At 66.6% G+C, this 22307-nt stretch carries 22 protein-coding genes; 17 read left to right on the forward strand and 5 right to left on the reverse strand.

All coding sequences use genetic code 11. From position 1 onward, the window contains the following. Positions 1 to 226: 226 nt before the first annotated feature. From ACTJJK_RS08990 to ACTJJK_RS09010, 5 genes are all read left to right on the forward strand, one after another. Positions 227 to 1384: a WD40/YVTN/BNR-like repeat-containing protein gene (locus tag ACTJJK_RS08990; RefSeq protein WP_440730012.1), complete on the forward strand. Its 1158-nt coding sequence runs from the start codon at positions 227 to 229 to the stop codon at positions 1382 to 1384. A 685-nt stretch (positions 1385 to 2069) separates the two neighbouring features. Next, the gene (locus tag ACTJJK_RS08995) at positions 2070 to 3212 is read left to right on the forward strand and encodes a M23 family metallopeptidase (protein ID WP_440730013.1); all 1143 of its coding nucleotides are present in this window, start codon (positions 2070 to 2072) and stop codon (positions 3210 to 3212) included. Positions 3213 to 3317: 105 nt separating this feature from the next. Beyond that, positions 3318 to 4148, forward strand: coding sequence for a helix-turn-helix transcriptional regulator (locus ACTJJK_RS09000; RefSeq protein ID WP_440730014.1), 831 nt, complete (start codon positions 3318 to 3320; stop codon positions 4146 to 4148). Positions 4149 to 4256: 108 nt separating this feature from the next. Further along, positions 4257 to 4412 (forward strand): hypothetical protein, encoded by a 156-nt coding sequence (locus tag ACTJJK_RS09005; RefSeq protein WP_162835523.1) that lies wholly within the window; start codon positions 4257 to 4259, stop codon positions 4410 to 4412. 2 nt (positions 4413 to 4414) lie between these two features. Beyond that, on the forward strand, positions 4415 to 5281 hold the full coding sequence (locus ACTJJK_RS09010; protein ID WP_440730015.1) for an alpha/beta fold hydrolase: 867 nt from the start codon (positions 4415 to 4417) through the stop codon (positions 5279 to 5281). Positions 5282 to 5354: 73 nt separating this feature from the next. On the opposite strand, the gene bla is transcribed toward ACTJJK_RS09010, so the two are convergent. Beyond that, positions 5355 to 6251, reverse strand: a complete 897-nt coding sequence (gene bla / locus ACTJJK_RS09015) for a class A beta-lactamase (protein ID WP_440730016.1) — start codon at positions 6249 to 6251, stop codon at positions 5355 to 5357. Between the two features lie 310 nt (positions 6252 to 6561). On the opposite strand from bla, the gene ACTJJK_RS09020 reads away from it, so the two are divergent. Continuing rightward, positions 6562 to 7485, forward strand: coding sequence for a hypothetical protein (locus ACTJJK_RS09020; protein ID WP_440730017.1), 924 nt, complete (start codon positions 6562 to 6564; stop codon positions 7483 to 7485). 22 nt (positions 7486 to 7507) lie between these two features. On the opposite strand, the gene ACTJJK_RS09025 is transcribed toward ACTJJK_RS09020, so the two are convergent. Next, the gene (locus tag ACTJJK_RS09025; protein ID WP_440730018.1) at positions 7508 to 9067 is read right to left on the reverse strand and encodes an MFS transporter; all 1560 of its coding nucleotides are present in this window, start codon (positions 9065 to 9067) and stop codon (positions 7508 to 7510) included. Positions 9068 to 9400: 333 nt separating this feature from the next. On the opposite strand from ACTJJK_RS09025, the gene ACTJJK_RS09030 reads away from it, so the two are divergent. The 10 genes from ACTJJK_RS09030 to ACTJJK_RS09075 all read left to right on the forward strand — a co-directional run bounded on the left by ACTJJK_RS09030 (position 9401) and on the right by ACTJJK_RS09075 (position 19966). Further along, positions 9401 to 10243, forward strand: coding sequence for a LysR family transcriptional regulator (locus tag ACTJJK_RS09030; protein ID WP_031372020.1), 843 nt, complete (start codon positions 9401 to 9403; stop codon positions 10241 to 10243). Between the two features lie 368 nt (positions 10244 to 10611). Continuing rightward, a complete protein-coding gene (locus ACTJJK_RS09035; protein ID WP_440730019.1) occupies positions 10612 to 12309 on the forward strand; it encodes a M28 family metallopeptidase in 1698 nt (565 codons plus the stop codon). 294 nt (positions 12310 to 12603) lie between these two features. Then, a complete protein-coding gene (locus ACTJJK_RS09040) occupies positions 12604 to 12801 on the forward strand; it encodes a hypothetical protein (protein ID WP_440730020.1) in 198 nt (65 codons plus the stop codon). Between the two features lie 226 nt (positions 12802 to 13027). Continuing rightward, complete coding sequence (locus ACTJJK_RS09045) at positions 13028 to 13648, forward strand: lysozyme inhibitor LprI family protein (protein ID WP_440730021.1); 621 nt, start codon at positions 13028 to 13030, stop codon at positions 13646 to 13648. Next, positions 13638 to 15173 carry an XVIPCD domain-containing protein gene (locus tag ACTJJK_RS09050; protein ID WP_440730022.1) on the forward strand — a complete coding sequence of 512 codons (1536 nt, stop codon included), beginning with the start codon at positions 13638 to 13640 and terminating at the stop codon, positions 15171 to 15173. The genes ACTJJK_RS09045 and ACTJJK_RS09050 overlap by 11 nt, the downstream gene beginning before the upstream one ends. A 341-nt stretch (positions 15174 to 15514) precedes the next feature. Then, on the forward strand, positions 15515 to 16513 hold the full coding sequence (locus ACTJJK_RS09055) for a hypothetical protein (protein WP_031372015.1): 999 nt from the start codon (positions 15515 to 15517) through the stop codon (positions 16511 to 16513). Positions 16514 to 16747: 234 nt separating this feature from the next. Beyond that, the gene (locus tag ACTJJK_RS09060; protein WP_440730023.1) at positions 16748 to 17398 is read left to right on the forward strand and encodes an energy transducer TonB; all 651 of its coding nucleotides are present in this window, start codon (positions 16748 to 16750) and stop codon (positions 17396 to 17398) included. A 53-nt stretch (positions 17399 to 17451) separates the two neighbouring features. Further along, entirely contained in the window at positions 17452 to 17826 is a 375-nt protein-coding gene (locus ACTJJK_RS09065; RefSeq protein WP_152566218.1) for a hypothetical protein, read from the forward strand. Positions 17827 to 17913: 87 nt separating this feature from the next. Continuing rightward, positions 17914 to 18819, forward strand: a complete 906-nt coding sequence (locus ACTJJK_RS09070) for a LysR family transcriptional regulator (RefSeq protein WP_440730024.1) — start codon at positions 17914 to 17916, stop codon at positions 18817 to 18819. Positions 18820 to 18979: 160 nt separating this feature from the next. Then, positions 18980 to 19966 (forward strand): cyclase family protein, encoded by a 987-nt coding sequence (locus ACTJJK_RS09075; RefSeq protein ID WP_031372012.1) that lies wholly within the window; start codon positions 18980 to 18982, stop codon positions 19964 to 19966. A gap of 4 nt (positions 19967 to 19970) precedes the next feature. On the opposite strand, the gene ACTJJK_RS09080 is transcribed toward ACTJJK_RS09075, so the two are convergent. Genes ACTJJK_RS09080 through ACTJJK_RS09090 form a run of 3 tightly spaced genes read right to left on the reverse strand, consistent with a single transcriptional unit; the run spans position 19971 to position 21486 of the window. After that, entirely contained in the window at positions 19971 to 20444 is a 474-nt protein-coding gene (locus ACTJJK_RS09080) for an SRPBCC family protein (protein WP_440730025.1), read from the reverse strand. Next, complete coding sequence (locus tag ACTJJK_RS09085; protein ID WP_440730026.1) at positions 20441 to 20800, reverse strand: ArsR/SmtB family transcription factor; 360 nt, start codon at positions 20798 to 20800, stop codon at positions 20441 to 20443. Before ACTJJK_RS09085 ends, ACTJJK_RS09080 begins: the two co-directional genes overlap by 4 nt. Continuing rightward, entirely contained in the window at positions 20797 to 21486 is a 690-nt protein-coding gene (locus ACTJJK_RS09090; protein ID WP_440730027.1) for a glutathione S-transferase family protein, read from the reverse strand. The genes ACTJJK_RS09085 and ACTJJK_RS09090 overlap by 4 nt, the downstream gene beginning before the upstream one ends. 261 nt (positions 21487 to 21747) lie before the next feature. Here ACTJJK_RS09090 and ACTJJK_RS09095 point away from each other — a divergent pair, with 261 nt between their 5' ends. Then, a complete protein-coding gene (locus tag ACTJJK_RS09095; protein WP_440730028.1) occupies positions 21748 to 22233 on the forward strand; it encodes a hypothetical protein in 486 nt (161 codons plus the stop codon). Positions 22234 to 22307 lie beyond the last annotated feature (74 nt).

Consider the following 22307-nt stretch of genomic DNA (forward strand, 5'->3'; position numbering starts at 1 on the left):
TGCCGCCTTGGCCGGCAGGTTCCATGCCGAGATACGACACGGCCTGTGCTGGCCACCCGCACAGTTTCGCTACAGCTTCGGACGCGGCGGCGGACGATCATGCGCGGCCCTCGGCCGCATCGACACGGTCGTCGCCAGGCTCGACTCGCGCAGGACGATCGATAGACTTGGCGTCCGACGCCGCGCCGGGGGGGCGTGCGTCCACTCAGCGAACAGGATCATTGCGATGTCCGGAATCGAAACCGCCCGCCTGCGTACGGCGCTGGCGGCTGTGTTGTGGTTGACCCTCTGCCAGAACGCGGTCCAGGCCGACGTCGTGCCGGCGGTCACGGCAACGCAACCCAAGGCAGCCGCGCCGGACACTGCCCCGGCCTGGCGGCGTTTGAACACCGAAGCGTTCGCGCGCAAGCAGGACGACATCTATTTCGCCGATCGTTCGACCGGCTGGTACGGCAACGGTAAGGGCCTGGTTTACCGCACCCGCGATGGCGGCGAGACCTGGACCAAACAGTGGGAGCGGCCCGGCACCTTTGTGCGCGCGCTCGGTTTCGTCGACGCCGACGTCGGCATTCTCGGCAACATCGGTCCGGATTCGTTCCCGGGCGCGACCGATCCCTTGCCGCTGTATCGCACTACCGACGGCGGCGCGAGCTGGGAATCGGTCGAGCGGATCGACGGCCCGGCCCCGGTCGGCATCTGCGCGATCGACGTCCTGCACAGCGAATACATCAACGCCGGCGTGCTCGACCGGCGCACGACCCTGCGAGCCGGCGGCCGTGTCGGCGGGCCGGCGTTCCTGGCGACCTCGCGCGATCTCGGGCGCACCTGGACCTCGGTCGACATGAGCGCGCACACGGCGATGATCCTCGACGTCAAGTTCGTCAACGAACAAGTCGGCTTCATCGCAGGGGCCAGCCATTCCGATGTCGCCCAGTCGCATGCGCGCATTCTCAAGACCCGCGATGGCGGACGCAGCTGGCACGCGGTGTACGAGAGCCGGCGCCCGTACGAGATCACCTGGAAGATGTCGTTCCCGTCGGAGCAGGTCGGTTACGTCACCGTGCAGAACTACGACCCCGACACCGCGGTGGTGCAACGCTACGTGGCCAAGACCGTCGACGGCGGCGAGACCTGGAGCGAGCTGCCGTTGGTCGCCGATCACAAGGTCCGGGAATTCGGTGTCGGCTTCGTCGACGAACTGCATGGCTGGGTCGGCGCCACGCCGCACGGCTTCGAGACCCGCGACGGCGGCAAGACCTGGGCGCCCGGCCGCTTCGGCGCCACCAGCAACAAGTTCCGCATCGTGCGCGACGCGAAGGGCACCAGCGTGTTTGCGATCGGGCCGGAGGTCTACAAGCTCGACCTGCCTGCGGCTGCTCGCTGAGCCAGGGTAGGAGCGGCGCGAGCCGCGACTGTGGCACTTCCCGCTACGGTGCTTCTTACCGCAGAGCTGTACAGCAAAATCTAGAGCTTCCGTCCGCTAAAGCGGCCGGGTTACTTTCTTTTGCTAAGCCCAAAAGTCCGTCTGGATTCCCTTCGGTCAAAGCTAATCAAAGAAAAGGGCTTTTCTCGACGAAGCTCCCCTGCGAGTTCGCAGCGGTCGCCGGGATTTTTCGATAGGACATCCTTGTCCTATCGAAAAACGGCGCACGTCCTGTGCGCCGCCCTCCGGGTCTCTAGGCGTTCTCGCGAGCTCGGCGCTACGCCAAGCTTTACGGCACGGCACGGCACGGCAACGGCAACGGCAACGGCAAATGCTTTTAGGGTAGGAGCGGCGCGAGCCGCGACCGCGAACCACGGCGTGCTGCGCAAGCGATGCCGGGGAGGCGAATGCGACCGATGACGAAGCGCGTTCTCTGGTAGGGCACGCCTCCTCGCGAACACAACGCGTACAAATCTAGGTCGAGAGTCATGCCCATGCCGGCCGATCCGGCGTGGGATGATGCCGGTCACGCGACACGTGGATGCGCAGCAGCCGTCTGCGTCGCGACTTCGATCATTGCGCTCGCGTCGACCGGCTACCGCCTGTGCGAGCGCTACCGCCCATGCTTTCGACAGGACTCCCTGCGATGTTGCGACCGCTCGCCCTTTGCCTTGCGCTGTCTTCCCTGCTGGCGTTGCCGGCAACCACGCGCGCCGCGAATGCGGCCCTGGTCGATTCCTTCGATCTGGCCGTTCCGCAGGCGCCGACACCGGTGACCCAGGAAGGGCGGCAACGGCTGTATTACGAACTGCACCTGACCAGCTTCAACGAAGCGGAACTGGCGGTGGACGAGCTGCGCGTGATCGACGATGCCAGCGGAGCGGTGATCCAGCGTTTCGCCGGCAAGGATCTCAGCGACCGTTCCCGCGTCATCGGTCGCCCCGGCGCCAGCCTGGCGGCCTTGCGGCCGGGCGAGCGCGGGGTGGTCTATCTCGAACTCGACGTCGGCACGCGCGCGCCGCGCAAGCTGCGGCATGCGCTGGGCTTCCGCAGGCTCGCCGCGGCGACGGCGAACTCGGTCGAAGGCGCGCGCGTCGAGGTCGGCCAGCCGGCACCGGTTTTGCTCGGGCCGCCCCTGCGCGGCGGCCCTTGGGTCGCGATCCATTCGCCGGACTGGCCGCGCGGCCATCGGCGCGTGTTCTACACCATGGACGGGCGCGCGCGGCTGCCGGGCCGGCATGCGGTCGACTGGGTGAAGGTCGACCCCTCCGGGAAGACCATCATCGGCGACCCCGATCTGGTGACGAGCAACCTGGGTTACGGCGCCGAGGTGCTCGCGGTGGCCGACGCGCGAGTCGCGGCGGTGCGCGACGACGCCGTCGAGGCCGCACGCGTTTCCGCCAACCCCAAACACGATTTCGACGAAGCGCCCGGCAACTACGTGGTGCTGGCGCTGGCCGACGGCCGCCACGTCGCTTACGAACACCTGAAGCCGGGCAGCCTTAAAGTGCGCGTGGGCGATAGCGTGCGCCGCGGCCAGACCATCGCCGCGCTCGGCTTCACCGGCGATGCGACCGGGCCGCATTTGCACTTCCACGTCGCCGACGGCATCACGCCCTTGTCGTCGGAAGGCCTGCCGTACGGCCTGAGCGGCTTCCGCGTGCTCGGACGCTACGAGCGCCTCGACCGGCTCGGCAAGGAGCCCTGGCAACCGCTTGCCGAAGGTTTCGTCGCCGAGCGCAAGGGCGAGCAGCCGGGCTCGAACACGGTGATCGAATTCCCGCGCTGAAGCCTGTTCGCCCGCTGCGGGCGTTATCCTGACCGGCCTCGATCCACGCCACGAAGCCAAAAGTTGGGCGCGAGGATCGATTCCCGGCGGGATCACGACGCAGGCATGTCCGAATTCACCGTAGCGCCCTTGCTGAAGACGCCGACCGTCGCGGTCTGGGACTTGTGCTGCCCCGGCATCGGCGAGCATGCGCATGCCGAGGATTGCGTGGGCGCCACCCACCTGATGTTTCCCTACCGCGGCCTGTACGTGCGCCAGGTCGGCGAGGATGCGGCGGTGGCCGAGGCCGGGCAGGTCTTGTTCTTCAATGCCGGCGAGGACGGCCGCATCGTCCATCCGGTGCCCGGCGGCGACGCCAGCCTGGCGGTGCGGGTCGACGAGGCGATGCTGCGCGAGCTGGCGCCGCCGGCCTTGTTGCGCGCAGGCGCGGCGCTGGCGTTCCGGCAGCCGCGTTTGCGCATCGATCCGCGCGCGCAGGCGCTGGTCGCGCTGCTGCGCCACAGCCTGCGCGAGAGCATCGCCGAGTCGCTGGAGGCCGAAAGCCTGGCCCTGACCCTGGTCCAGCGCTCGCTCGGGCCGCGCACTTCGCACGCGGCCGGCGCCAGTCTCGGCCGGCAGCGCCTGGTCGATCGTACCAAGCTGGTCCTCGCCAGCGATCTGTCGCGGCGCTGGGCGTTGGATGAGATCGCCGCCGAGGTCGGGGTGTCGCCGGTGTACCTGACCCAGGTGTTCAAGCAGGTCGAAGGTTTGCCGCTGTATCGCTACCAACTGCGCCTGCGCCTGGCGCGCGCGCTGGACCTGCTGGCGCAATACGACGACTTGACCCAGCTGAGCCTGGAACTGGGTTTCTCCAGCCACAGCCATTTCAGCGCGGCGTTCCAGCAGGCCTACGGCCGCAGCCCGACCGAATTCCGCCAATCGGCCCTGCAGCGCTAAGGGCTCGGCAAGCGGGTGCGGCAAATCGCTAAAGATTCTGACAGCGGCCTTCCGGCCCCCGTGGCCTACTGAACCTGCCCGGCGTTCGGGCGATTCGGAGAAGCTGTCATGACGGAAAAAACCTGCGCGGCCTGCGATTGCCCGCTCGACGAGAATTCCTACCAGGTCAAGATCGGCGGCAAGGCGGTGGAAGTCTGCTGCGACGATTGCGCACGCAAGCTCAAAGAAGCCTACGGCTCCGCCGCTGCGCCGAATCAAGGTTGATCGTGGACGGCAAGGTTTCCTCCCCCACCCAGGCCAGCGTGCAGACCCCGTCGGGCCGCATCGCTTACCGCGAGCAAGGCGCCGGCCCGGTCGCGCTGTTCGTCCACGGTGTGTTGCTCAACGGCCATCTGTGGCGGCACCAGCTCGCGCATTTGTCCGACCGGCGACGCTGCATCGCCGTCGACCTGTTGGCGCACGGCGATACCGAGATCGCGCCCGGCCAGGACGTGTCGGTCACCGCCAATGCGCGGATGCTCGCCGAATTCCTCGACGCCCTGGGCATCGATCGGGTCGACTTGGTCGGCAACGACAGCGGCGGCGGTATTGCGCAGATCTTCGCCGCCCTGCATCCGCAGCGCGTGCGCAGCTTCGCCCTGACCAATTGCGATACCCACGACAACTGGCCGCCGGAAGCGTTCAAGCCGTTCCTGGCGATGGCGGCCGGCGGCGGGCTCGGCGATACGCTCAACGCCATGTTGGACGACAAGAGCGTGTACCGTTCGCCGCAGGCCCTGGGCCTGGCCTATGAGGACCCGCAGTCCTTGTCGGACGAGAGCATCGAAACCTATCTGCGGCCCCTGGTGCGCAGCGAACAGCGTACCCGCGATCTGCAGCGTTTCCTCGCCGCATTCGATAATGCGCACACCCTCGCCATCGAGAGCCAGCTCAAGCGTCTGCAGGCGCCGACCTTAATCGCCTGGGGCACCGACGACGTGTTCTTCCCGACGAAATGGTCGCAGTGGTTGGCCGATGCGATTCCCGGCACCCGCAAGCGCGTGGAGTTCGACGGCGCGCGGATCTTCTTTCCGGAAGAGCGTTGGGCGGAGTTCAACGAAGAACTGCGCGCGCATTGGCAGGCCAGCGCCTGACCGACTCTGCATTTGATCGCCCACCATCGCGCCGAACGGCGCGGCGGCGGGCGATCGGGTCGCGCCGACGGGTTTATCTCGGCTCGACCGGGCCGAATACCAGGCGAGCGACCGCGGCGTGGATCGCATCGCGTCCGGGGCCGTCGAGCGTGGAGCCGGTCAGATAACAGGTGAGCAGGATCGGCGCGCGTTCCGGCAGCCAAATGATCGCCAGATCGTTGCTGGTGGTGTCGGCGGTGCCGGTCTTGTCGCCGACGCGCGAACCCTTCGGCACCCCGGCGCGCAGGCGCTTGTCGCCGGTGCGGTTGGCGACCAGCCAGGCGGTGAGCTGTTGCCGCGAAGCTGGCTTCAATCCGTCCTGCAGCAACAGCTTGCGCATGGTCGCGACCATCGCCAGCGGCGAGGTGGTGTCGCGCGGGTCGCCCGGGATGGCGCTGTTGAGCTCCGGCTCCTTACGGTCCAGGCGTGTGGTCGGGTCGCCGATGCTGCGCAGGAACGCGGTCAAGCCGGCGGGGCCGCCGACCAAGGGCAACAGCAGATTCGCTGCGGTGTTGTCGCTCAGCGTCATGGTCGCCTCGCACAACTGGGCGACGCTGGCGCTGGAACCGGCCAGCGGCTCGGTCACCGGCGAGTAGGCGATCAGGTCGCTCTTGGCGATGGGCATTTTCTTTTCCAGATCGAACTTGCCGCGTTCGACCTCGCGCAGCACCGCCGCGGCCAGCAGGAACTTGAAGGTGCTGCACATTGGGAAGCGTTCGCGGCCGCGCCAATCGAAATGCTGGCCGCTGCCGGTGTCGAGCATGCCGACGCCGAGGCGCCCGCCGCTGTTCTTTTCGAGTACGCGCAACTGCGCGCTCCAATGGCTGGTCGGCGCCGTGACCGCAGTCTTGGCGAATGCGTTCAGATGGGGGCCGAGGCCGGCGGTCAGCAGCAGGCCGCTGGCGCAGTGCAGGAAGTCGCGTCGATGCATGGGGGTCTCCAGTGGGTCACCGATTATTGGAAGCCTGATCGGCGCCGACAAACGAAGTTTTCTAAGGGCTGGTACAAGATTTTCTTGCGGCGGCGGCAGGGAGCGAGGCGGTATCGACCGATTTCGCCGATAGTCTGTGACGAAATCGCGAATGTCGCGCCGCGAGGTCGTTGCCCCAAGGGCTACAGAGCGAGCTTCATCGAGCCATGCTTGGATCGCCAGGGCCCGCGTTCGCTGCGTTCTGCCTGTTCATCTGCAACCGATCGCATATTCCGCGCATCTACAGCGGACTGGCCCCGGAGTCCGTCGCATGAATCCTTACGCCCAACTCGTCCTCATCGCCTCGCTGGCCGTCATCGTCGCCGCTCCGATCCTGTTCGGGGCGATCGGTGTGTGGCGCAGCCGTTCGGTCGCGTCCGCAGCGACAGTGGGCCCCGCCGGTCCATGGCGCTGGCAGCGCACGCTTCATTCCAGTCTGTTGTACGCGCTGAGTTTCAGTCTGATCTTCTTTATCCAGGAATTGTTCCTGGTCGTGCCCAAGGCCTTGACCCCGGGATTGCGGGCGACGCTGTACCACAACAATCACAACTGGACCGGCGACAACCCGCTCGCCCACCTTTTCCAGGGCACCGGTGCCTTGGCGATCTTGTTGACCGCATTGGGCTTCGTGGCCTGGCTCAAGCTGCGCCCTCCGCGCACCGAGACCGCGCGGCTGTTCGCGATCTGGATGGCCTTCCATGGGTTTTTCCAGTCCCTGCCGCAGGTGGTGGTCGGCGCGGTCCTGCCGCAGAACGACGTCGGCATGGCCTTCGGCTATCTGCAATGGGCCGATACCACCAAGCTGGTCGCCGGCCTGATCGCGCTGGTCGTCATCGCCGCCATCGCGATCCGCTTCGCCGCGCCTTTGCTGGCGCTGGCGCGCGATCCGGCCGAGGTCGCCACGCCGGGGCGGCGCAGCGGCTTCATGTTCCGCATGGCCACCTTGCCGGCGCTGCTTGCCTTGCCGCTGATCGTGGCGATGCGAGTGCCCGGCAGCCTCGACCAGGTTGCGATCGTGCCGGTCGCCGAGTTCGTGATCGGCGTGTTCTGGTTGCAGGCCTATGCCTGGTGCGCCCAGCCGCGGCGGGTCGGACAGGCCGAGCCCGCGTCCTCGATCGCGGGCGTGCTGTCGCTGGTGATCGCACAGTTGCTGATCTTCCAGTTCGCGCTGCGGCCGGGCATCGCGTTCTATTGATGCAGCGGCCGCGCTTCGCCGGCTAGCCGCCGCAGGCCGGGGCCTGCGCCGCTTGCGCGCCGGCCCTGCGCATGGGCGCGAAGATGGTCAGGCTCAGTGCGGCGAGCACGCACACGCCGATGCCGCCATACCACAGCACCCAACCGAAGCCGTGAACCAGGGCCTCGCGCGCCACCGTCTGCGCATCGCCCGACAGCGCCAGGCCGCCCAGCGCGCCGACATCGCCGGCCGCCACGCGTCCGGCCAGGGCCCGCAGCTGCGCGCCGTCGAGCGCCGCACCCAGCATCGGGCCGTATACCGAGCGCAGATGCGCGGCGATGCCGGCGACCAGGATCAAGCCCATCAGGGCGATGTTGATCGCCAGGGTGATCAGGCGCGCGCTCATGTCGATGCCCGAGGCCATGCCGGTGCGCGACGCCGGCACCGAGGCGGTGGTGGTGTTGCTGACCGGCGTATTGGTCAGGCCCAGGCCGCAGCCGGCCAACAGCGCGCCCGGCAGCATGGTCATCCAGCTCGCCCCGTCCACCGCGCTGCCGTAGCGCATCGCGATGAAGCCCAGGCCGATCGCCAACAGCCCCAGCGGAATGATCCAGGCCGGCCGATAACGCGCCGACCAGCGCTCGGCCAGCGGCGGCATCGCCAAGGTCGGCAGCGTGTACGCCAGCAAGGCCAGGCCGGCAGTCACCGTGTCGTAGCCCAGTGCGCTCTGGAAGTAGATCGGCAGATAAATCATGAACGGCCAGAAGCTGAAGTTCATGCCGATCGAGCCCATGATCGCCCCGGAAAACTCGCGGATGCGGAACACGCCGAAATCGAACATCGGGTGCGGATGGCGCTTTTCCACCCACGCGAACGCGATCAGGCTCGATGCGGCGAACGCGAGCACGCCCAACAGGATCGGATCGGCATAGCCCGACTCCGGCGCCTGGGTGATGTAGTAAGTCAGTCCCAACACGGCCAACGACAAGGTCGACAAGCCGCCGATGTCCAACCGGTGCGACTGCGCCTCGCGCGATTCCTCCGCGCCTGCTGCGATCATCGACCAGGTCAGCAGCGCCAGCGGCGCGTGCACCAGGAACACCCAGTGCCAGTTCGACAGCGCGACGATCGCGCCGCCGATGATGGGGCCGAAACCCAGGCCGAACCCGAATACGATGCCGAACACCGCGAACGCGCGGCTGCGCTCGCGGCCGTCGCGGAACTGGTGCGAGAGGATCGCGAACTGGCTGGTCAGCATCGCGCCGCCGGCCAGGCCCTGCAGAAAGCGTCCGCCGATCAACACCGGCATGCTCTCGGCGAGGCCGCACAGCAGCGAGGTCAGGCCGAACGCGATCACGCTGATCACGAACACGCGCCGCCGCCCGTAGCGATCGGCCAAGGTGCCCGCCGCCATCAACACGGTGGTGCAGGCGAGGGTGTAGGCGTTCATCACCCACTGCATGTCGCGCAGATCGCCGTGCAGTTGGCGTTCCAGCGTCGGCAGGATCACCGGCACGCTGGAGATTTCCAGGCCGAACATCAGTGCGGCCAGGCTGACCGCGGCGAGAGCGAGGCGGTTCTTGGCGGATCGGGACAGGCTCATGACGGCAGACTCATTGCGGCGCGCTCGAAGGTGGATGGGGATAGACCGATCGAAGGCGAAGCGCAGCGCCGAAACGTCGGCGCGAGCGGACGCGCCGCGATGCCGCGCGGCGTCGCGTGATGGGGGCGGTGGGTGGAGCGGTGCGGCGAGCGACGGCTTCGCGGCGAGCCAACGCGTTCGCGGGAATCGAAGGCGTTACAGCGGGCCGGCCGCCGCGACCGCCTCGCCGGATGCGATGGCGATCATTCTGGTCGAGCCGGACTCATGAGGGAAATGATTTAATTTTGTAGAATCAATTAAAGGCCGTCATGAATCGGCCGAGCCTAGGCGGCCATGGACTTCGATCCGACCTTGCTGCGCACCTTCATCGCGGTCAACGATGCCGGCGGTTTCACCCGCGCCGCCGAACGCCTGCATCTGACTCAATCCGCGGTCAGCCATCAGATCCGGCGCCTGGAGGAGCACGTCGGCCGCGCACTGCTCCATCGCACCACCCGTCGATTGACCCTGACCGAAGACGGCGAAGACTTCCTGCGTCACGCCGAACAGATTCTGCAATCGCTCGATGCCCTGTCGCGGCGCTTCCAGCCTTCGCCGATCACCGGTGCGGTGCGTTTCGGCGTGCCGGAAAACTTCATCGGCGACCGCCTGCCCAACCTGCTGTGCCAGTTCACCCGCGCGTTCCCGAACGTGCGCATGGACGTCAGCGTGAGCATGAGCATGGACCTGCGGCAGATGGTCGATGCCGACGAACTCGATCTCGCCGTGGTCATCGCCTTGCCCGGCGACGACGCCGACACGGTGCTGCGGCGCACGCGTTTCGTCTGGGTCGCATCCGACAGCTTCGACATCGCCGCCGGCCGCTCGCTGCCGTTCGCATTCTTTCCCTCGCCGTGCATCAATCGGCAGGTCGGCGTTTCCGCGCTCGACGGCACCGCGGTCGAGTGGCATGTCATGTTCACCTCGCCGAGCCAGCAAGGCTTGAACGCCGCGATCTCGGCGGGCCTGGGGATCACCGTGATGGTGGAAGACGACGTCGTGCCCGGCATGCGCATCGTCGACGGCGAATACGGCCTGCCGCCGCTGCCGCCGGCCCAGTTCGTGCTGTTGCGCCGTCCGGGCGGCTGCACGCCGGCGGTGGCCGAGTTCGGGAAGTTGGTGTTGGCGCTGCCGTAGGCGAGGCTGCGATCGCGATCGCTCGAGGGCGGGGGCTGCATTGCGAGTATCGAGTGAATCCCGCCCTTCGTAGCGTCGTCACGCTGCGCGGTCGAGGTTTACGCCGCTCCTGCAAAATGCCGGTGCGGCCCCTGTAGGAGCGGCGTAAGCCGCGACCCACGCCAAGCCGATTCCCACGCCGATTCGAGCGCTGCCGGTGCGACGCGAATCATGGCCCGCGTCGCGCTTGGTCGCCCACGGTCGCGGCTCGCGCCGCTCCTACCCGTCGGACGGCGGCCTGTCCGATCCAGGCCGCAAGATGCCCAATGGCCGATGGACCCATCACGCCCTCCTGGCTAGTATCGGCCGGACCATCCGAGGGCCCCTCCATGAAGTTGCCAATCGCCACACCGCTGGCGGTGCTCTGCGCCGCCGTCCTTTCGCTGCCGGCCATCGCCGCCAAGCCCGCCAAAGCCCCCAAGCCGCCGAAAGCGCCGACCTTCGACGCCAAGCGCCTGTCGGAAGAGGTGAAGGTGCTGTCCTCCGACGAGTTCGAAGGCCGCGGCCCGGCCACCGCCGGCGAGACCAAGACCATCGACTACGTGGTCGCCCAGCTCAAGGCGGCCGGCGTGCAGCCCGGCGGCGACCCGCAGGGCAACAAGCGCCTGTGGACCCAGGCCGTGCCGCTGCTGCGCTCGGACATCGAGGGCATGCCGAAGCTGTCGGTCACGGTGAAGAAGAAGGCCCGCGCCCTGACCCAGGGCAACGAGATCGCCGTGCGCGCCGCGCTCGACGGCTCCAAGGCCGTGGCGATCAAGAACGCGCCGCTGGTGTTCGCCGGCTATGGCGTCACCGCGCCCGAGCGCAACTGGGACGATTTCAAGAACGTCGACCTTAAGGGCAAGATCGCGGTCGTGCTGATCAACGACCCGGACTTCGAGACCGGCGAAGGCGAGTTCGGCGGCAAGGCCATGACCTACTACGGTCGCTGGACCTATAAGTTCGAGGAAGCCGCGCGCCGCGGCGCCGTCGGCCTGCTGATCGTCCACGAGACCGCGCCGGCGTCCTACGGTTGGGCCACGGTCAAGAACTCCAACACCAACACCATGTTCGATGTGGTCCGCGACGATCCCGGCAGCGCTCACCCGACCATGGAAGGCTGGATCCAGCGCGACCTCGCCGTGAGCCTGTTCAAGAGCGCCGGCCTCGACTTCGACAAACTCAAGAAGCAGGCGCAGACGCGCGACTTCAAGCCGGTCGTGCTGAAGGGCGTGACCCTGTCGGCCAACTACGCGGTCAAGAGCGAAGTCATCACCTCGCAGAACATCGTCGGCCGCGTCGACGGCAGCAAGAAGTCCGACGAGACCGTCATCTACAGCGCGCACTGGGATCACCTCGGCGTCGGCGCGCCCGACGCCAAGGGCGACACCATCTACAACGGCGCCGTCGACAACGCCACCGGCATCGCCGCGCTGATCGAACTCGGCCGCGCCTTCGCCAAGGGCAAGCGCCCGCAGCGTTCGGTGGTGTTCCTCGCCGTCACCGCCGAAGAGAAGGGTCTGCTCGGTTCGGAGTATTACTCCTCCAAGCCGTTGTACCCGCTGGCCAAGACCGTCGCCGTGATCAACATGGACGCCTTCGATCCGGGCGGCGTGTCGCGCGACTTCACCACCTCCGGCAGCGCCAAGCAGGAGCTGCTGGACGAGTTGATCGCCACCGGCCAGCGCTGGAACCTCAACTACGTCACCGACCCGAAGCCCGAAGCCGGCCACTTCTTCCGTTCCGATCACTTCCCCTTCGCCAAGCGCGGCGTCCCGGCGATTTCGTTCGGCTCGGGCGAAGACAAGGTCGAAGGCGGCACCGCCGCCGGCAAGGCGGCCGAAGAGACCTACACCCGCGACCGCTACCACCAGCCGGCCGACGAGTGGGAAGCCAGCTGGACCTTCGGCGGCATCGCCCGCGACCTGCAGATCCTCTACACCCTCGGCAACGACCTCGCCAACTCCCGTCGCTGGCCGAACTGGAGCGAGGATTCCGAGTTCCGCGGTCAGCGCGACGAGACGGCGGATCAGCGTCCGGCGAAGTAATGCTCCGGCAATAGTCGGCACTGCTCACGCAGCGCCGACGACGAAACGGTCGCGGTGGAGCCGACGCTCCCCGCGGCCGTTTTTGTTTGCGAAGTCGCGCGACTCGTTCGCTCGTCTTGCTCGGTCGAGCTTCGCATCGCGACGCAAGCGCAACTTTCGTTTGCTCTTGTGCGGGCTGGGGTTTCGCGGGCCGGCGCTCGATGCCGCCGATCCGGACATCTACGGGGTCGAAGCCAGGATCGACCGGCCGAGGCCAATGCACTGCTGGTGGGATTCACGGCCCTGTCCCTGCCGATGTTCCTTCCATCCGCCCGGTTCGGCCTCGATGGTATTCGTTACGGCATTGCCTTCGGCGATGGTTGGTGCGGCACCGAGGCCGCATGGTGGTCCGAGCCCGACGAAGCCTGGCGCCCGTTGGTGGAGGCGTATGAGCGCACGATCGCCCGCCTGGAGACCAGGCTGCCGGCCAGCACGTTGCGGGCCAAGGCCTGAGCGGTGAAGGCAGGAGCTGGTTGCTGGCGGGTGCCGAACTGAATCAATGCTCGATTAACGTGTCGTACCGGGGTCAGATTTTTCTGATTGCCAAGCCTCGCCAGTCGCGATAAAGGTGTTTCTCGTTGCCAACCGATGTTTCACTGGCACAACCGGTCACGGGATCTGTACCAGTCGTCCCAGCGTGGTTCGCGTGAGGACGGCGGTGCCTAGCGAAAGGACACGTATGCCGATCCAATCTTTCGACAAGGGGCATCGGAATCGCCGGTGGCCGGCAAGCGCGGTCTCCGCAATAGCGGGCGCTGTGGCGTTCCTGCTGCTTGGTTGCGCCGCGGCGGCCCCACCCACGGTGACACAGCTGAGCGGGGCACCGAACAACCCAACTGCGCCGAAACCCCAGCGTTACCAGCCGGGCGACGACTGCCTGGCGATCGGTGACACAGACGCGCGCGAGGAATGTTTCGCTCTGTCGGAGGACTACCGGCAGTGCGCCACCGGCGACCTACGCTGCGCTCCCTACAAAGAGATGTATGCCTTGCGTGGGGAACTGGCCAAGCTGGAGGCCGACGCCTATGCACTGGCCGATAAGACCTATGGCGGTCTGAAGATGTGGGACCGGGCTTATCTGGCCGATATGAAGCAGAGCTTCACCGAATCCAACACGGCGTGGCGCACGTATCGCGACAGCCATTGCACTGCCGAGCAGTTCTACGCCGGCACCACACGCAAGGACATCGGCGATCTGGCCGAAGCCTGCAGAGCGCGTCTGACCCAGGCGCGGATCAAGGAAATGAACACGCTGATTCAAGGATTGAAGCCTCTGGAGGATGGAGACCATGAGCGATGAACCGAGCCGGTATGTCTATAACCCGTTGGATCGCACCACTTTTGAAGCCATCGCGTACAACGCCATAGGCCGCGGCAGCGAGGTCAATACGCTGCCGGCCTATCGTCTGAGCCATAGCAGCGCGGCTTCGGGTTGGTCTGTCGGTCTTATGCAGTGGGACTTCGGCCAACCCGGGCGACGGGAAAAGGTCCCGGAACTGCTGGCCGGCTATCAGCAATGGGCACGCGGCGACGATGCGTTCACACCGGCCGAAATCGCTTCGCTGAGCACACGCTTGCAAGCACCGGGGCAAACTGGAAACGCCCTGAGCCGCGACGAGCAAAGCCGGTTGAACGAATACCTGCGTTCCGACCCGGGACGTGAATTCGTCAACGGGTTGGACCGCGAGCAGATTGCGTACAAGTGGGAGAGCGTCGGGCAGCCTCTTTCGCAGATTTCGTGGCTTCAGCAGCTCAATCGGACCGATCCGGGTCAGGTGGCGGAAATCGTGACGATGGCTGCCAAGCGATTCAATCAGGGCGAAGTGCGAGGACGCGAGCTGATTTCGCACTTGCGGCAGAACGAAACGACTTCGCAGGGGCTGAGCGACTGGATCGCAGACCATAGCGCCCGGGCGCCGGCCAATCGCGAAAGTGTCGTGAGTGGGCGGGATGCGGCGCTGTCGGCGGTGCGCTTGATGAACTCGTTGGAGCTGGGCGACGGCCCTCTCAGTCGGGCTTGGCGCGAGCAAGTTCACAGCCAGGGCGACGTCGGCCTGACTCAGGACTTCAACTCCAGGACGGACTCGCAGTTGCTCGATGCGATGATGCGAGACCCTGCCAGCGGCGGTCGGATCTTCGCCCAGTTCGAGGAAGGGGCGCCGGCCACGGCGGTCGCGATCGCTGGCGCGAACGAGCAGGCGCGAATGGAAATGGCCAGCGTCCGGGTCGACCGCGACGGCGTCCTGACGATGAACACCACTCAAGGTGTGGACTATTCGCTGACGCAAGACGGTTGGCAGGTGACCCATCCCCAGCCGGAGCGGCGCGCGCCGGACAGCTTGGATCATATGGAACCTGGGATGTTGCCTTTCGGCCCCGCAGGACGCGGCGCTGGCGCGGATGCCGGCGGTGCCAGGCCGGATGCACTACCGCAGGCACCGGTCGACAGCCCCGTCATCCGATCCATTCGCGATCGTTTGCCGGATGCGTTCGCCCAGCACGGCCCGGTGCCGCCGGCCCAGGACCTCGACCGCATCGCCGCCTGCCTTGCGGTCGAGTGCCGGCAGGGCGGCATCGGCAAGCCGGATCACGTCGTGGTCGGGCATCCCGCGCCCGATGGCTCGGGCTGGCACGTGTTCGCGGTCGCTGGCGCGTTGAACGACCCGGCGCATCTGCGGGCGCAGGTAACCGGACAGCAGGCGGCAATGACGCCAGTGCAGGACTCGTTGTCGAAGCTCGAGGCCTTGCAGGTCCAGCGCGGTGAGGATCAAAGCTTGGCGCAGCAGCAAGCCGAATATCAGCGCCCGCCCGCGATGAAGGTGTAGCCGCTGCTTTCTGCCGTTTTGCATCGCAGCCGATGAACGAGCGCGACATCCATCGCGCTTCAGATTCGCCGTAGCGCACGTTGCATCGGAAGCGTTCCCGCCGGCGCCCGATTCGTTCCCACATTCTTCCTCGAAACCTCGTCGCCGACTGCCTAGCGTGGTCGGGCCGGCGCGGTTGCGCGCCGATTCGGTGGTCTCGGGTTCGAACGGCGTGCGTCGTGCGCCGCTGCCGGCGCAAGCCGACCGTCGGGCCGTCGACTCGGGCGTGTCGTCCCTTTGCGTTTCGATCGGGCGCCGTTGCCGGCTTTGCTCGCCATGCGCCATCAACTCAAAGGAATGTCATGAACAAGAAAGTGCTGGTCACTGCGCTGTGCGCCCTGGTCGTGGGCCTGCCGTTGTCGTCCTGGGCGGAAGAGTCCGAACAGGAAAGCCCCAAGGAAGAATGGGAGCTGGCTGCAGCCACCGATCCGACGCCGCCGCAGGTGAAGAAATTCGCTTCGATCCTCGAAGACCTGGATCGGCGCTATCCCGACAGCGGCCAGGTCGATGTCGAGAAATTCATGGAAGCCGAAGGCGAGGGCGTGGCGCTGAGCTATTGCGCGGTGCTCGGCTTCGACGGCGCCTGCGTGATCGAAGAGAAAGAGGGCGAAGAATTCTTCGTGCCTTACGCCTCGTCCAAGACCGCCGCCAAGGGCCTGCTGCGCTGGTGGAGCTGGCTGGAGCCGCGCTTGTTCAGCGTCGGCGTGATTCCGCAGAGCAACTACTGCCCGAGCGGCTATTCCTGGTCGCAGATCCACATGGACGACGAAGACCGCCGCAACGCCAATGGCCGCGGCGGCTGGATCGGCGCAACGTCTTCGGGCGGCAACACCACCTGGCGCTTCTGCAAGGTCGACACCGTGCGCGCGCTGTCGTTCCGGCCCTTGCCGAGTACCGGCAACCAGCACGATTACGCGGTGCTCAACATGGGCGTGTTCTGCCCCTCGGGTGCGCGCCGCTACACCCGCGTGCAGGAGAACGAGATCTGGCGCAACGCCAACAGCTCCTCGGGCGTGATCTTCCCGAACTTCCGCGTCTACAACACCTGGTTCACCAGCTATTGCCACTTCGACGGCGGCGCCTCGTCCTGGCTCGGCCACATGTCGAGCTTCCCGAAACTCGGCTTCGCCTATGGCGTGTTCGGCCCGCAGTCGATGCCGAGCAAGTACGCGCTGGCGCGCGGCTGGGTCCATCAGGACGACGAGGACATCCTCAACTGGAACGGCTGGTGGTTCGGCAGCGGCGACGACGTGATGCACGGCGGCCGCAACACTTGGCGCGGTCTGGTCAAGGTCGAGTGAGTTCGGGCCGCACCGCGGCCGTCGCCGGTCTCCCCTGTAGAGCGGCGGCGGTTGCGGCGCGGTTTTGGCCGGCGTCGCGACGGGGCAGGCATGTCCCGTCGCGATGCATAGATCGGCGAGATGAGGAGTCGCTCGGCCTATCCGGGGTGGTTGCAAGCGTGGCCGCAAGCGCGCATTTTGGCGGCGTGGAAGCGGCTTTGCGCTTCCCGGCCAAGGCAGTCGAGGGGGCGGCTTATGGAAGATGCTGGGGTCTTGCGTGGCGGTTCCGGGCTCAGCCTGTCGCGGGCCGTGGTCATCGCCGGTGTCGTCGCCGTGCATGCGGCTTTGTTGGTGTTGCTGTCCTTGCCGGTCACCGATCCCCTGCGTTCCGCGATAGGCCCCGGCGACGATGAAATCGTCACCGTTGCGATGCCGCGTATCGACCCGCCCATCATCGGCTGCGGTTTCGGCTGGCAGCGCGGGCAGGCGCGCGAGCGCGAACGCAGACTGATGACGACCCAGGGCGCGATCCGTTCGTCGGTCAGCCCCGTCCCGGCATCCGATCCGATCGTGCCGGATGTGTTCGGTCGGGTCATGACGCCCGAGACAGCCGGCATGCCCGAGTTCGCCGACACGGTGTTGCGGATATTGGCCGCGCCCGCTCCGGCCTATCCGCTGCAGGCACGACGCAACCGCCTCAGCGGCGTGGTCGAGGTCGAAGTCTTGGTCGGGGTCGACGGCAAGGCGCTGTCGGTGTCGATCGTGCACAGCAGCGGCCATCGGGTGCTCGACCTGGCCGCACGCGAGGTCGTCATGAAGCGTTGGCTGTTCGAGCCGGCGACGCGTGGCGGCGTGCCTGCGCAGGCCTTGACCCGGGTGCCGATCGAGTTCGTGCTCGAAGGTTAGCTGCCGACCATGCCGGTGCGGGTCGACTGAGCTGATTGTTCGAAGAGGGCGGCATGAAACCAATCGCGATTTTTCTGGTTTTTATCCTTGCTGGCTGCGGGGGCGGTGGAAGTGCCTGCGGGCGCTATCAAGACTGCGACTATGAGGAGAGCGCTGCTTACGAATCACGGGACATAGGGGCCGAACCGGAGGATGTCGATGCCAGCGAAGTCGAGGAGCCGGTATTCGAAAACTGCACGGAGGATTGTTCCGGTCATGAAGCTGGATTCCAGTGGGCGCAAGACAACGATGTAACCGATGCGTCGGAATGTGGGGGGGATTCAAATTCGTTCCGCGAAGGATGCGAAAGTTTTTCCGAGGAGCGTGAGGCCTTGGCCCAGGAGCGGGAGGAAGAAGCGGCGGAAGCGCGAGACGAAGAAACGTATTAGTCGATTGGCCGCCACGACAGTTTCGTCTGGCCGGTCTGGCCGATGAGGCGGACAATGGCGGGTCCTCCGTTCTCAGTCTCGCCCTCCATGGATGCCTTCACCCTCATGCGTTCGTTCCGCCGCATCGTCGAGCTCGGCGGTCTGGCCAAGGCGGCCGAGGATCTCGGCGTTTCGCCGGCCGGGCTCAGCAAGCAGTTGCGTACGCTCGAAGCGCATCTGGGCGCGGTGTTGATCCAGCGCACCACGCGGCGCATGAGCCTGACCGAGACCGGCCAGGCTTACTTTCGCGAATGCGTGCGGCTGCTCGACGAGCTCGATGCGCTCGAGGCCTCGGTGCGCCAGCAATCGCAGCAGGTCGGCGGGCGCCTGCGGGTCAACGCGCCGGTGTCGTTCGCCTTGAGCACGCTGTCGCCCCTGGTGGCGGAGTTCCTGCTGCGTTACCCCGAGTTGACCCTGGACCTGACCCTGGAGGACCGATTGCTGGACGCGGTCGGCGAAGGCTTCGACGTGTCGATCCGGCTGCGCGCACAGCTGCAGGATTCATCGCTGATCGCGCGCCAACTCGGTTCGGTCCGCCAGATGCTGTGCGCGGCGCCGTCCTATCTGGCTCAGCATCCGCCGCTGATGTCGCCCGACGAACTGCAGCGGCATTCGCTGTTGCATTACAGCCTGGCCGAGCCGCCGGGCTTATGGCCCTTGCAAGGGCCGCAGGGGCCGGTGTCGGTGCAATGGCCGGCGCGGGCGACGGTCGGCAACAGCCTGGTGTTGCGCGATCTGCTGGTCGCAGGCCTCGGCATAGGCGCCTTGCCGTCGTTCCTGACGGCGCCGGCGTTGGCCAGCGGCGCCTTGGTCGAGGTTTTGCCCGAGTACCGGTTCGCGCCGCGCCAGGTGTTTGCCGTGTACCCGACTTCGCGCCATCTGCAACCGAAGGTGCGCGCCTTCGTCGACTTCCTGGCCGAACGCCTGCCGGCTGCGCTCGCCGCGCATTCCTGACCCGCAGCGAAAACTGTCCCAACGCCGCAGCGCTGTTTCCTTCGCCGTGGCTTGCGCATCCTGGGGCCTGTTCCGTACCTTGCCGCGCTCGCCGAGCGCCGGTCCGTCGGTGCTTCCCTTCATGCGTCGGCCACAGCGCCGGCGCGCCTCAGGAGTCGAAATGAAACTGCGTAGCCTATTGCCGCGCCTGGGCCTGTTGGCCCTCGGTGCGATCGCCGCTCTGTCCGCCCACGCCGCCGAAGGCGTCGGCATCAGCCAGTGGGGGCCGGCCGACGAGATCGGCCGGCTCAACCTGATCACGCCCGAGTCGCGCGCGGCGATCCTGTCGCGGGTCGACGGCCGCAAGGCCTATGACCTGGCCACCGACTACTACATCGGCATGCCGAGCTGGCAGGCCGCGGGCGACCCGCACTATCAGTTCTGGATGACCCACACCCCGCGCGGCACCGTGGTCGACGACCCGATGGCCGTGGGCCGCGAGATGAACCACAGGGTCAGTTACACCGGCGCTGCGTTCTCGATGTACAGCCACAGCGGCACCCACATCGACGCGCTCAACCACTTCGGCCTGGACGGCAAGATCTGGAACGGTTTCAGCGCCGACGAGCATCTGGGCGATCGCGGCTGGAAGAAGACCGGTATCGAGAAATTCCCGCCTCTGATCGCGCGCGGCGTGCTGCTCGACGTGGCCGCGGCGCAGGGGCTGCCGATGCTGCCGGAGAACTACCGCATCACACGCCAGGACCTGCAGAACGCGCTGGCCAAGCAGAAGGTGCGCCTGCAGCGCGGCGACATCGTGTTGATCCGCACCGGGCGCATGCAGCGCTTCGGCGACGCGAGCGGCTACATGGCCAACCCGCCCGGACTGGGCCTGGATGCGGCCAAGTTCCTGGTCGAGGACGGCGGGGCGATGATCGTCGGCGCCGACAACCTGAGCCTGGAGACTTTCCCCTCGGAGGTCGCCGGCGACTACATCCCGGTGCATACCTATATGTTGGCCCAGCACGGCGTGCCGATCATGGAGCTGGTCGCGCTGGAGGAACTGTCGCGCGATAAGGTCTACGAGTTCGCCTTCATCGGCGGGCCGCTGAAGATCCGCGGCGGCGATGCCGCGCCGCTGCGGCCGATCGCTTTGCCGCTGCGCTGAGGGTTCAGTGGGCGGCGGCCGGCTCGTGCAGCAACAGCGCGAGCCGGTCGAGCCCGAGTCCGGTGCCGCGGATGCGTTCCTCGCGGTCCTGGTAGCCGTCGAGGAACACCACTTGTTCGGTGAAGCGCATGCGCGTGCCGGCGCCGCCGGCTTCGAACTCGACCGTCGCCAGCGAAATCGACAAGTGGCGTTCGCCGACGTGCATGTCGTAGGCATAGACGATGCGTTGCTCGGGCACGATATCGAAGAACCGGGCCTGGAACAGGTGCACGATGCCGGCGGGCGTGACGACGCGGTTGAGTTCGTTGCCGCCCGGGCGGAAGTCGAGTTCGTAGCCGGTGTTGGCCATGTCGTCGTGGCAGACGAACCAGCGGCGTTTGGCTTGCGGGTCGGACCAGGCGCGGAAGGTGCGTGCCGGCGGCGCCGGGAACTCGCGTTCGATGACGAACTGGGTGTGGATGGTCGAGCGTGGGTTCATCGCAAATCTCCGGAGCCGGATTCGTCTTCGAGCAAATAGCGGGCGAGGGCGTCGAACTGACGGTTCAACTGCGCCTTGCGGGCGGCGACCCAGGCTTCGACGTCGGCCAGCGCATCGGGTGCGATGGAATAGGTGCGCACGCGCCCGACTTTTTCCGACACCACGATGCCGCCGGATTCGAGCACCGCCAAGTGCTTGACCACCGACGGCAGCGCCATCGCCAGCGGCCGCGCGAGTTCCGACACCGAAGCCGGGCCTTCGCTGAGGCGGTCGACCATGCCGCGCCGGCTGGCGTCGGCGAGGGCATGGAACATGCGGTCGAGCCGCGCCGGGTCGACGGCAGGCCTGGGATTCATGGCGCATCGCCTTGCAGGAAGCGTGCAGGCATCGCATCGACGAACGGAAACATAGGAAAGTAGGGGCGCGCCTCGGCGATGGTGCGCTGGACCGACGGCCGCGCCATCAGTCGCTCGAAATACGCGGCGAGGTGGGTGTGGCCCGGCGGAAACGGCGCGACGATGCCGGCATAGAACAAGGCCGGCGATGCCGCGCAATCGGCCAGGCTGAACTCCTCGCCGCAGGCCCACGTCCGCTCGCGCATGCGTTGTTCGAGCATGTCGTACGCGTTCGCCAGCGTGGCCTGGGCTTCGGCGACACCGTAGGGATCGCGCGCAGCTTGCGGACGGATGCGGTCGACGACGATCTTCTGCACGGGCATCTGCACGTACAGATCGAAGAAGCGGTCCCACAGCCGCACGTCGAGGCGTTCGTCCTGGCCGGGCGGCAGCAGCGGCCGCGCGCCGGGGTAGTGCTGATCCAGGTATTCGATGATGACCGTGGTTTCCGGCACCGTGCGGTCGCGCGCCTCGTCGCGCAGCACCGGCATCTTGCCGACCGGCCACAGCTCGCAGAAATCGGCCTTGGCCTCGGGGTTGCCGAGGTCGACCAGATGACTCTCGAAGGCCGTGCCGTTTTCGTACAAGGCGATCAGCACCTTGTGGCAGAACGAGGCGAGGGGATGCTGGTACAGGGTCAGGGACATGACGGTTTCCTGGACGCTTGATCGTGACGAGCTTGGGCAACTGGCGTGCGTTGGCTCTCACCCCAGCCCTCTCCCGCAAGCGGGAGAGGAGTTAGAAGCGGGGCTGGGGCTATAGTTTCTCTACTGGCTAAGTATTAGCGCGGATGTCGCGCCTTGGCAAGAATTGTTTCCGGAGTGGCTTAGCGTTGGGCGGCTTTGACCTCACGCAGACTCCTTAGGGCCGGCCGACAATTGCCCATCAGCGAATGGAAGGATCCACCGATGGATCTCATGGCAGAAGGCGGTTCCAAGCCGTCGAAGGCGTGCGTGATCGCAGCAGGTCGTATCGTGACGCTTTGCGCTGCGGCGCTCGTCGTTGCCGGCTGCGGCGTATTCGATTCACGCCTGGAGTGGGAGTCCGGTGCGTATGCGGTGTTGTGGATCGACGAGCCTTCGAACAGCAAGCTGTCGTATCGGGTTCATCCCGACACGTCGGTTCCGGTTGTCGACGCCTGCGTGTCGGCGATCGCCGACAGTGCGCAATTCATCGGAGCGAGACAGCGGCCAAGTGCGCAACATGCGGGCGAACGTTATTTCGTCGTACGCAAACAGGAGTTCGCGAGCGGCATCTATCCGACGCCGAGCGTAGCCGGGCCGTTGTCAGCTGCCGAGTACGACACGCTTGCGGCCAGACTGAAGTTGCCTGCGCTGGAGTCGGTAGGCATCCCGGGTGCGTGCGATCCGAACGATGCAACTGGTTCGCGGTAGCACCGTATCGAAATCGACGACCATGCACTCGCAGTGCACCCGGGCCCGGTTGCCGACAACGTTCGACTGGATGA

The organism is Lysobacter sp. 22409 (assembly GCF_052045105.1).
GTDB classification, from domain to species: Bacteria; Pseudomonadota; Gammaproteobacteria; order Xanthomonadales; family Xanthomonadaceae; genus Lysobacter; species Lysobacter antibioticus_B.